The organism is Pseudoduganella lurida, from assembly GCF_007830455.1.
In the GTDB taxonomy this organism is placed as follows: Bacteria; Pseudomonadota; Gammaproteobacteria; order Burkholderiales; family Burkholderiaceae_D; genus Rugamonas; species Rugamonas lurida.
Genome location: NZ_VLLB01000002.1, coordinates 150,037 through 161,408, shown reverse-complemented (window position 1 = coordinate 161,408; position 11,372 = coordinate 150,037). Strand labels below are relative to the sequence as shown.

Genomic DNA, 11,372 nt, shown 5'->3' with positions numbered 1-11,372 from the left:
TCGTCAAAAGAAACGAAATGATAACGATTCGCATTTAATTGTCAATGAAAACCTTGCAACCACAAGGTTTTATTGCTGAGCTGACGGTCAGGCGCTGGACGGCAAGGGCGCGCGTGCCAGCGCGATGAACGCCTTCAGATAATCCGTGGCGAGATCGGCCTCGCGCGAGCCGACGAAGATCTGCTTGGCGATGCCGGCCTCGCCCAGCCGGACCGGCACCACTGCCATCCTTCCCGCGTATTCCTCCACCAGCCAGCGCGGCAGGGCGCCCACCCCGCGGCCGCTGGCCACCATCTGCAGCATGATGTCGGTGGTCTCGATGGTCTTGTGGCGGCGCGGGGTGACACCGGCCGGCACCAGGAAATGGTTGAAGATGTCGAGGCGGTCGGTGGCCACGGGATAAGTAATGAGCACTTCGTCGGTCAGGTCGGTCGGCTTGACGTAGGGCGCGCCGGCCAGCCGGTGGTCCGCTGCCACCACCAGCACCTGTTCGTAGTCGAACACGGGTTCGAATTGCAGGCCCGGCTTGTACAGCGGGTCGGGCGTGACCAGCAGGTCGATCTCGTAGCCGAACAGCGCGCCGATGCCGCCGAACTGGAACTTCTGCTTCACATCGACATCCACCTGCGGCCACTCGGCCAGGTAGGGTGTGACGACCTTCAGCAGCCACTGGTAGCAGGGGGAGCATTCCATGCCGATGCGCAGCGTGCCCCGTTCTCCCTGGGCGAACTGGCGCAGGCGTTCCTCGGCCAGTTCCAGCTGCGGCAGCAGCCGCTGCGCCACGGCGTGCAGGTACTGGCCCGCCTGCGTCAAGCGCAGTTGGCGGCCTTCGCGCAGCCATACGTCCGTGCCGAGTTGGCCTTCCAGCTTCTTCATGCTGTGGCTGAGGGCGGACTGGGTCACGTGCAGCACTTCGGCGGCAGCCGTCAGCGAACCCTGCTTCTCGACTTCGAGCAGCACGGCGAGGTGGATCCGTTCGAGCATGGGCTTCCTATGAGAAGAACTCATCGATGTGTGAGAAAAGACCATTTTACGTCATCGATTGTCATCTCTACCATGGCGCCATCGATCACAGAACGGAACACACATGACCACCATCCACAACCTGGGCTTCCCCCGCATCGGCGCACGCCGCGAACTGAAATTCGCTTTGGAATCCTACTGGAAGGGCGAAACGTCCCGCGAGGCATTGACGACGCTGGGCGCCGCACTGCGCCGCCGCCACTGGGCGGACCAGGCCGGCCTCGACCTCGTGCCGGTCGGCGACTTCTCGTTCTACGACCAGGTGCTGGACATGAGCTTCGCCCTCGGCAACCTGCCGGAACGCGTGCAGGACTTCCACGGCGACCCGCTGGACAATTATTTCCGCGTGGCGCGCGGCCGCTCCGCGCAGGGCGGCGAAGCACACGCTGCCTGCTGCGGCGGCGTCGCGGCCGGCGAGATGACGAAATGGTTCGACACCAATTACCACTACATCGTGCCCGAGTTCACGGCGCAGACGCCATTCACGCTGGATGCCTCGCGCCTGCTGGCGCAGCTTGCCGAAGCCCGGGAGCAGGGCGTCGATGCCAAGCCCGTCATCATCGGCCCGCTGACCTACCTCGCGCTGGGCAAGGCGAAGGATGGCTCCAGCAAGCTCGATCTGCTGCCCCGTATCCTGCCGGCCTACGCCCAGCTGCTCGACGCGCTGGTCGAAGCGGGCGCACAGTGGGTGCAGATCGACGAGCCGGTCCTGGTCACGGAACTGGACGCCGACTGGCAGCACGCCTTCAATCTCGCCTATCACGAGCTGAAAGGCTGCCGTGTGAAAATCCTGCTGGCCACCTACTTCGGCCAGCTGCAGGACAACCAGTACCTGGCCGCGAACCTGCCGGTGGCCGGCCTGCACGTCGATGCCATCAACGGCCGCGACGATATCCGCCCGCTCCTGAACCTGCTGTCGCCGCACAAGGTACTCTCCCTGGGCGTGATCAACGGCCGCAACATCTGGAAGACGGACCTGAACGCGGTGCTGGACTGGCTGGAGCCCCTGGCCGCGCAACTGGGCGAGCGCCTGTGGATCGCGCCATCGTGCTCGCTGTTGCACGTGCCGGTCGACCTGGCCAACGAGACGAAGCTCGATGGCGACATCAAGTCCTGGCTGGCTTTCGCGCTGCAGAAGCTCGATGAGCTGCGCCTCCTCGGCACCGCGCTGCGCGATGGGCGCGACGCCGTCAAGGAGGCACTGGCCGGCAATGCGGCGGCCCTCGCCGCGCGCCGCAGCTCGCCCCGCGTGCACGCTCCGGCCGTGCAGGCGGCCGTGGCGAAGATCGATGCGAACCTGGGACGCCGCGCCAGCGCCTACGCGCAGCGCGCACGGAAGCAGGCGGCCCTGCTGCGGCTGCCGGCCTATCCGACCACGACGATCGGCTCGTTCCCGCAAACGCCCGAGATCCGCCATGCGCGCAGCGCCTTCAAGGCCGGCACGCTCGATAGCGCCGGCTACCAGGCCGCGATGCAGGCCGAGATCGCCCGCAGCGTGCGCGAACAGGAAGCATTGGGACTGGACGTGTTCGTGCATGGCGAGGCGGAACGCAACGACATGGTGGAATACTTCGGCGAGCAGCTGGAGGGCTACGCGTTCAGCCAGAACGGCTGGGTGCAGTCGTACGGTTCGCGCTGCGTGAAGCCGCCGATCCTGTTCGGCGACATCAGCCGCCCGCAGCCGATGACGGTGGCCTGGACGGCCTATGCGCAGTCGCTCACGGACAAGCCGATGAAGGGCATGCTGACGGGGCCCGTGACGATCCTGAACTGGTCCTTCGTGCGCGACGACCAGCCGCGCGCCGCCTCGTGCCGGCAGCTGGCGCTGGCGATCCGCGCGGAAGTGCTGGACCTGGAGCGGGCCGGCGTGCGAGTCATCCAGATCGACGAGGCGGCATTGCGCGAAGGCCTGCCGCTGCGCCGCGCCCAGTGGGGCGAGTACCTGGACTGGGCGGTGGAGTCGTTCCGCATCGCGGCCAATGGCGTGCGCGACGAAACGCAGATCCACACGCACATGTGCTATTCCGAGTTCAACGACATCATCGCCTCGATCGCCGGCATGGATGCGGACGTGATCACGATCGAGACCTCCCGCTCGGACATGGAGCTGCTCGACGCCTTCGACCATTTCAGGTACCCGAACCAGATCGGCCCGGGCGTGTACGACATCCATTCGCCGAACATCCCTTCGCGCGAACACATCGTGGGACTGATGACGAAGGCGGCGCAGCGCGTGCCGGCCGAGCGGCTGTGGGTCAATCCCGATTGCGGCCTCAAGACGCGGCAGTGGGCCGAGGTGCTGCCGGCACTGGCCAACATGGTAGCGGCGGCGAAGGAGCTGCGCGCGGCAGCGTAGCGCGCGCGGCGGGGCTACAATCGCGGTCATCACGATAGAGTTCACGACAACAATGGCCGCGCTGCCACGGGAGACCCATGCAATCCAGACCACGTTCCTTCGCCGGCGCGCTCGCGCTGGCCACGTTCCTCTGCGCGGGGCCGTGCAGTGCCGCCGTCACGGTTGCGCCGTCCGACCCGAAGCTGCAGTACACGGGGCGCATCGACTTCGCCGATCCGGCCGCGCCCGTGCTGTCCTGGCCCGGCACCGGCATCGCCGGCACGTTCACCGGCAGCACGCTGGCGCTGAAACTCGATGACCAGCGCGGCCGGAATTACTTCAATGTCTTCATCGACGGCGACGTGGCCAGGCCGCAGGTGGTGCACGCGGCGAAGGGCAGCGGCACCTACACGGTGGCGAGCGGCCTGGCCGCCGGGCCGCACCGCTTCCTGGTCACGAAGCGCACCGAAGGCGAGGAAGGCGCCACCGTGTTCCGCGGTCTCGAACTGGCCGACGGCGCCACGCTGGGGGACCCGCCGGCGCGCCCGCAGCGGCGCATCGAGTTCTATGGCGATTCGATCACCAGCGCGATGGGCAACGAGGCGCCGGACGACGGTCCGGACGACCTGCCGGCGCAGAAGAACAGTTTCCTGTCCTACGCCGCCATCGCTGCGCGCGCGGTGGACGCGGAGGCGCACTTCATCTCGAAGAGCGGCATCGGCGTGATGATCAGCTGGTTCCCGTGGACGATGCCGCAGTACTTCGACCAGCTGGACGCGGTGGACGACAATGCCTCCGCGTGGGACTTCGGGCGCTGGACGCCGCAGGTGGTGGTCATCAACCTGATGCAGAACGACAAATGGTTGATCGACCGCGAGAAGCGGCTGCAGCCGGTGCCGGACGACGCCGAACGCGTGCGCCGCTACCGTGCCTTCGTGGCACAGATCCGCGCACGTTATCCGCAGGCGCATATCGTGTGCGCACTGGGCAGCATGGATGCCACCGAAGCCGGTTCGCGCTGGCCCGGCTACGTGGCGACCGCGGTGGCGCAGCTGCGTCAGGACGGCGACCGGCATCTGAGCACGCTGGTGTTCCCGTTCACCGGCTTCGCCAAGCACCCCCGCTTGCGGCATCACCAGGCCAATGCCGTGCTGCTGGAGAAGCACCTGCGCGAGCAGATGGGCTGGTAGGGGCGGGCCGCCGCAGGGCAGGGCCTTGCTGGAACGTGGCAGGGCGCCGGGGTTCCGTTCAGCGCTGGCGCCGCGGGGATGGCGATCGCGTTCCTTCGCCGGCCCCGCGGCAGCAGATAAGGACACAGCGTGCCGCGGCAGCAGGACATGGCGGCGTGCTCATTGTGTGTCGAGTCAGCAACAGGCGCATATTGCAAAATTGCAATTCGGCTACTGCCGGGCTAGAATCGGCCGCTCATCCATATCCGACTGGCAGTCACCATGTCCACCCTCGTAGCCGGAGCCATCGCCGCCACAGCGATGCTGTCGAGCTGCTCCTGGAACCATCCGGGACGCAATCCTTACCGTGGCAATATCAGCGAGGCCGTGTCCCGTTATGTCGATATCCCGGTGGACGTGCGCCGGCAGCTGGTCGCGAAAATGCGCGCCGGCCAGGCGGACGACCAGGTGACCATCACCCGCGACGCCATCCTCGGCAAGTACCAGTACGATCCGGCCCTGACCTCGATGCACTTCGGCCAGCGCACCGTGTGCGACTACGTCACGCGCGACCAGTGGGCCGCCAGCGCCCGCGAACCGGCGGCCGTCTACTGCGTCGACGAGCAGTGCCTGATCGTGCCGAAGATCTGCGGCAATGTGAGCCGGGTGCGTCGCTCGGTCGCGAGTGCCGGCGGTACCAGGGAGCGCGGTGCGGCGAAGGGATATCCTATGCCGGGCTGGGTGGCGCCGCGCGCCGTGCCGGCATCGCCGGACACGGTTGCCGTGGCGGACGCACTTGCGGCGCCCGCGCCCGACTACGGTGCCGAGCCAGACACGTTCATGTCGCCATTCGGCGGGTCCGGTGCACGCACCGCCGGCCGGCTCGAAACGCCCCTGGTGCCGGACACGGGCACCGAGACCACACCGCCCGTGGCGACGCCTGTGCCGGAGCCGGGCACGTATGCGATGTTCGGCGCGGGATTGGCCTTCCTGGCCGGTGTGATGCGGCGGCGATCGCTGCGGGACAGCAGGGGCGCTTGACGCCCGCGCCGGTTTCCGGCTGCCGTGACGGCGGGAGCGCCTGCAGGACCGGCGCTCTCTCGTCGCGCACCCGGCGCCCGCCAGGTGTCTGACACCGGTTTTCGCCAGCGTCTTCCGGCGCTACGCTACCCCACAGCACTTCGACCAGACAAAAAAAAGCCGGCTCAGGGAGCCGGCTGAATCCAATTCTCTAGGAGAGTTGGAGGAGACAGGTGCATCATCGCACCCCGAACCCGATCAGACCACTTTATTTCCCGAATGTAAGTTATCCATGTGCTGAATATCTCCGTGCATGGTACTTGCCGCACCTGCTCATTGCACGCTCTCTCCCACCAGCGTCACGGGCCCCAGCAGGCCGGCCGGCTGCGGCGCGATGTTCTTCGTGTCCTGCAGTTCGAAGCGCTTGCCATACAGCGCGTTGAGCAGCGTGAAGTCGGGCAGGGCGCGGCCGGCCAGCGTGTTCACGCCCAGGTTCCCCACTTTGACCTCGATGTCGTTGGCGCCGGCCTTGAGGTAAGGCGTGACATCGAGACGATACGGCGGATGCCACAGCGCGCCGGCACGCTGGCCGTTGACGGTGACGATCGCCACGTCGCGCAGCGCGGGCTCGTACATCGCGCGCATGCCCGTGTGGTGCGCGTGCGTGCTGGCTTCCGGCAGCGCCGTGCCGGTGCCGAAGTCCAGCGACACGCGCCGGCCCGCCAGCTCCGGCGCCTTCACGGTCACCTGCTTGCGGTAGACGGCCTGGCCCGAGAAGTAGCGCGTCGCCTCGTTGTCCGTCCACGACTGCAGCTTCGCCAGCGTGGCCGGCTTCTGGCCGGGGAAGGTCAGCTGCCAGCCGGACGACAGGTCGGCCAGCACGGCAGCCGGCGCGCTTCGCACGGCCGGCCGCGCGCCCGGCAGCGGCGCATCGCTCAGCACGTACACCACCGATTCGTACGGTGCCAGCTGCAGGGCCGGGGCCGCGTCGGACTGCGTGGCGCGACCATCGTCCGGATCGATGCGCACCGTGTTCGCGCGCGGCTGGCGGAACGTCAGGCTGGCATTGACCGGCTGGTTGCTGGTGTTGGCGATGAAGTAGATATCCGCATCGGCCAGCTTGCGGCGCACGAAGCTCACGCGCGCCTGGCCGTCCGACACGCGGATATCGCCCGGCAGCGCGGACTGGAGTGCAGCGCCCAGCTCCGCCTCGCTGGCGACCGTCTGCACGTTGCGGCCCCTTGCGAACAGCTTGGCGGCGGCCCGCCTGACGTCGGCCGTGATGCGGTCGGCGTTCCGGTAGCCGGGTGCCAGCGAGGGCGTGCCGCCGATGGCGATGATGCGGCCGCCGGCTTTTTCATAGGCGTCCAGTTTTGCGATCACCTCCGGCGCCAGGCGGCGCACGTTCGGCATCACCAGCACCGGATAGCGTGCCAGGCCCACTTCCAGCACCGCTTCCGGATCGACGTAATCGAGATTGTGGCCGGCATCCATGATCTGCTGGATCAGTTCCGGCTTGACGAAGTTGGTCATCTCGCCGGACAGCGTGGTCTTGCCGGGCCGGTTTTCCGCATACACGTCGTCGTTCGGCAGGAACACGGCGACCTGGTTGGCCGGCTGTCCCTGGCGCAGCAGGAAGCTCACGCGCGCCAGGTAGCCGGACACCTCCGGCATCACCATGTACCAGGGCTGGTGGTGGTTGAAGACGGCCGCCGCGTACAGCTGGTAGCCGGGTTCCGGCGCGTTCGGCGGGGTGTACGGCCAGCCATGGCCGATGATCTGGGTGACGCCCTGCACGAACATGCGGTCCGCTTCGGCCTTCATGTCCAGCGGGCTGGCCGTGTGGGCCGGGGAGCGCAGCCAGGTCCACGTTTCGGCCGACACGACGGAGCGGCCGTACAGGTGGGCCGCGGACGAGGCCAGCCGCGTGAACGAGAACTGGCGGTACTGCGCGCCTTCGCCTTCGAATAGTGCCTGGTGTCGGAAGCTCGACAGGGAGACGGGCGGCTCGCCATAGGTCTGCGAGCGGAATTGCGTGCCATGCTGTTTCGCCCACGCCGTGACGGGCTTCAGGTAGTTGTCCTCCACGAGTTCCGTCTGCGTCTGCGCCCAGTCGTGGCGCAGCGCCGGGGCATTGTCGCCCTTGCCGCTGAAGACCAGCGGCAGGTAAGGGCGCAGGTCGTAGCCGCGGCGGCGCTGGAACTCGGCCAGGAAGTCCGCGGTCCAGTCGCTGCCGTAGCCTTCCAGGCTGTCCGAGAAGATGGAATAGGGCGGCTTGTCGCCGAACGCCTTGAGCAATGGCTCACCGACATTCTTCAGGTGGTTGTCGATGGCGCGGCGGCTCATGTGGTCCAGCACATAGCCTTCGCCGCCCACGGCGGGGCGCTTGACCTGCATGCCGGAATGGCTGGCGATGTAGTACACGGCCACGCGGGCTTCTCTGGCCGGTGTCACGCCGCCGCGGCCGTTCTGCACTTCCTTCGACTGCAGGGGTTTCAAGCGGGTCGCATCGTAGCTCTTCGCGTTGCCGTCGCCGAGGAAGGCCGCCTCGATCTTTTCGCCTTCCGTCACCGTGGGCAGCGGATAGGTGGCCGCGCCGGCCGGGATCTCCACCGGCACCACGCGCATCTTGCCGATCGAGTCCGTGATGCCGATGTGCGGGCCGCCGAACGGCCAGCCGCTGCCCAGGGTCAGGTCAACGCGCAGGCCGGCATCGCGCGCCGTCTCGTTGGCGAAGCGCAGCGCGTCCAGGTATTCGGGCGACAGGTAGGGCAGGTTCTTGACGCCGCGCGACGGATCGTCCAGCGCCATCGGGTACACCGTCTGGATCTCCACGCCGCCGATGCCGCCTTCCTTCATCCGGCCGATCTCGTAGGCCAGCTGCTTTTTCTCGACGGCGGGACCGAACCACCACCAGCGCATCATCGGCCGCGCATCGGCCGGCGGCGTGGCCAGGTGGTTCGCCACGTCGGCCAGGCGGTCGTACACCAGCGGGCCGGGTGCTGCGGCCTGCGCCAGGCCGGACAGCAAGGCGGCTGCGAGGGCGGTGCGGCGCAGGGTGCAGGAAGTTGGAAAAGACGTGGCGCTGGCAGGCATGGCTGCAGCGAGCCGGCCGTCGTGCGTGGCAGGCTGGTGGGGCATGGTGCGGTCTCCTGAAGGGCTTGAATGATCTTGCTCAGCCGCCATGGTGACCGAACGGCCGGGAATGCGCGACCGTTTTCCCGCGTGCGGGCCGGCAGGGTAATGAAATAATCAGGCTGCTGAGCGGGGAGGGCATGGCTGCCCAGATCGAGCCCGGGTAGGAGCGCGCCTACTGGTTGCTGTGCCATTGTGAGGGCTGGTGACTGTCGTGGGCAGGCGCACGCTTATAGGAGACATTCGTGCAAGCCTGCGGCGTGTTGTCCGACAAGGCAGCAGCAGGTTCGCCCACTCCGGACCCGACCGTGCGGCCATAAGCTAGGCACGGATCAACAACGGAGAAAAACAATGGGCGGGAAAAACCAGCAACCGGAACGCGGCGCAGGCCTGGAACTGTGGGGCGGCCTCGAGTGCACCGTGAACCGTGTGTCCGACCAGTACTTCAGCCAGATGGAGCGCAATGGCCATATCGACAGGCCCGGCGACATCGAGCGTTTCGCATCGCTCGGCATCCGTGCGGTGCGCTATCCGGTACTGTGGGAATGCACGGCGCCGGACGGCATCGAGAGCGCCGACTGGTCCTGGTCCGACGAACGCCTGCCGCGCCTGCGCGAGCTGGGCGTCGAGCCCATTGCCGGCCTGGTCCACCATGGCAGCGGTCCGCGCCATACCAGCCTGGTCTCCCCTTGCTTTGCCGAGAAGCTGGCCGAATACGCGGGCGCCGTCGCGCAGCGCTATCCGTGGCTCACCTATTACACCCCCGTCAACGAACCGCTCACGACGGCCCGTTTCTCCGGCCTGTCCGGCGTGTGGTATCCGCATGGCCGCTCCGAGGCGCTGTTCGTGCGGGCGCTGCTGAACCAGTGCCGCGGCACCGTGCTGGCGATGCGCGCCATCCGCGCCGTCAATCCGGACGCGAAGCTGGTGCAGACCGATGACCTGAGCCGCACCTACGGCACGCCGGAGATGGCGCACCTGGTCGATTTCTTCAACGAGCGGCGCTGGCTGGCCTGGGACCTGCTGTGCGGGATGGTGGGGCCGGAGCACGCGCTGTACGGCTTCCTGCTCGATGCCGGCGCCAGCGCCGAGGAGCTGCAGTGGCTGCAGGAGAATCCGTGCCCGCCCGATATCGTGGGCGTCAATTACTACATCACCAGCGAGCGCTGGCTGGATCACCGGGTCGAGAACTTCCCGGCCAGCCATGTGCATGAATACAAGGGCGTCAGGCACGCCGACATGGAAACGGCGCGCGTGCTGGCCAACCCCACGCCCGGCATCGAGCCGCTGCTGGGCGAGGTGTGGGAACGCTACCGGCTGCCCGTGGCGATCACCGAAACTCACATCGATGCGCACCGCGAAGACCAGCTGCGCTGGCTGCGCGAGACGTGGCAGGCCGCCCAGTCACAGCGCAGCAAGGGTGCCGACATCCGCGCCGTGACGGTGTGGGCGCTGCTCGGCTCCTTCGACTGGAACTGCCTCGTCACCGCCTGCCACGGCTACTACGAGCCGGGTCCGTTCGACGTGCGCGGCGCCGAACCACGCGCCACGGCCGTCGCGGCGCTGATGCGCGAGCTGGCCAGCGGCCGTGCCGCCCATCATCCGGTCCTGCGCGGCAGCGGCTGGTGGCATCGCCCCGGACGCTTCCTGTGCAAGCCCGTGGCCGCGCCGGCCGTGACGACATCGCTGACGGAACGCCAGCAGGCGCGCGGTGCGATGCCGCCGCTGCTCGTCGCCGGTGCCGGCGGGGCGCTGGCGCGGGCCTTCTCGGCCCGCTGCCAGACGCGCAACCTGCCGTGCGTGCTGGCGGGACGGGACACGATGGACGTGACCGATCCGGCCGCCGTCGACCGCATGATCCGCGAGCACAAGCCGTGGGCCATCGTCAATGCCGCCGGCGCGCGGCCGCCGCTGCCGGGACTCGTCGATGCGGCCGAAGAAGAAGCGGCGCACCAGGCGCTGATCGTGGGTGCCAGCGTGCTGGCCGCGGCGGCGGTCCGCCATGGCATTCCCTACCTGATGTTCTCCAGCGCCGCGGTGCTGGGGGGTGCCGCTGGCATGCGTGACGAGTCGGCTGAACCGGCACCGGACGATGCCTTCGGCCGCGCCCAGGCGGAGGCCGAGGCCCGTGTCCTGCGCGCCAATCCGCGCGCGCTGATCGTCCGCAGTGGCCACTTTTTTGGTGCCGATGGCGATGTCGGCCTGCTGGGCCATGCGCTGGCCGCGCTGCGCGAGGGGCATTCCGTCGCGCTGCCATCGGACCTGATGCTGGCGCCGGCCTACCTGCCGGACCTCGTCGACGCCTGCCTGGACCTTGCCGTGGATGGCGAGGAGGGCGTCTGGCACCTGTACAACGACAGCGGCGTGTCGGCATCGGCCTTCGTGGCGCGCGCCGCGAGCCTGCTCGGTCTCGCCACGATGAATGTCGATGTCGAAGAAGACAGCACGCCGGTGCTGTCCACCCGCCGCGGCAAGCTGCTGCCGTCGCTCGACTACGCCCTCGACCGTTTCACCGCCGCCATGCGCGCCCGCGCCGCCGACGTCGAACGGCGCGAAGCCCCGCGGGTCGGCCGCGGCTGACCGCGGCTGCCACAGCCGAGCTCGTGTCACATGCTGGGGTCAGGCGTAGTGACACGAGCTCTACTGTAAAGAGGACTTGCGCCGAATTGCTGCGACTTTGCGGTTAAAAA

Annotated in this window: 6 protein-coding genes; 4 read left to right on the top strand and 2 right to left on the bottom strand. The window is 67.9% G+C overall.

Features of this window, described 5'->3' with window-relative positions:
• Nucleotides 1–87 precede the first annotated feature (87 nt).
• On the bottom strand, nucleotides 88–984 hold the full coding sequence (locus IP91_RS07420; protein WP_145648200.1) for a LysR family transcriptional regulator: 897 nt from the start codon (nucleotides 982–984) through the stop codon (nucleotides 88–90).
• A gap of 103 nt (nucleotides 985–1,087) precedes the next feature.
• Here IP91_RS07420 and metE point away from each other — a divergent pair, with 103 nt between their 5' ends.
• The 3 genes from metE (at nucleotide 1,088) to IP91_RS26195 (ending at nucleotide 5,568) form a co-directional block, all read left to right on the top strand.
• A complete protein-coding gene (gene metE, locus IP91_RS07415) occupies nucleotides 1,088–3,379 on the top strand; it encodes a 5-methyltetrahydropteroyltriglutamate--homocysteine S-methyltransferase (RefSeq protein WP_145648198.1) in 2,292 nt (763 codons plus the stop codon).
• Between the two features lie 77 nt (nucleotides 3,380–3,456).
• Nucleotides 3,457–4,548, top strand: coding sequence for a GDSL-type esterase/lipase family protein (locus IP91_RS07410; protein ID WP_145648196.1), 1,092 nt, complete (start codon nucleotides 3,457–3,459; stop codon nucleotides 4,546–4,548).
• Nucleotides 4,549–4,809: 261 nt separating this feature from the next.
• Nucleotides 4,810–5,568, top strand: a complete 759-nt coding sequence (locus IP91_RS26195; RefSeq protein ID WP_199754531.1) for an MHFG family PEP-CTERM protein — start codon at nucleotides 4,810–4,812, stop codon at nucleotides 5,566–5,568.
• A 312-nt stretch (nucleotides 5,569–5,880) separates the two neighbouring features.
• Here IP91_RS26195 and IP91_RS07400 read toward each other — a convergent pair whose 3' ends face one another.
• Entirely contained in the window at nucleotides 5,881–8,688 is a 2,808-nt protein-coding gene (locus IP91_RS07400) for a glycosyl hydrolase (RefSeq protein WP_229474060.1), read from the bottom strand.
• A gap of 345 nt (nucleotides 8,689–9,033) precedes the next feature.
• Here IP91_RS07400 and IP91_RS07395 point away from each other — a divergent pair, with 345 nt between their 5' ends.
• On the top strand, nucleotides 9,034–11,262 hold the full coding sequence (locus IP91_RS07395; protein WP_145648194.1) for a family 1 glycosylhydrolase: 2,229 nt from the start codon (nucleotides 9,034–9,036) through the stop codon (nucleotides 11,260–11,262).
• The last annotated feature ends 110 nt before the right edge of the window (nucleotides 11,263–11,372 follow it).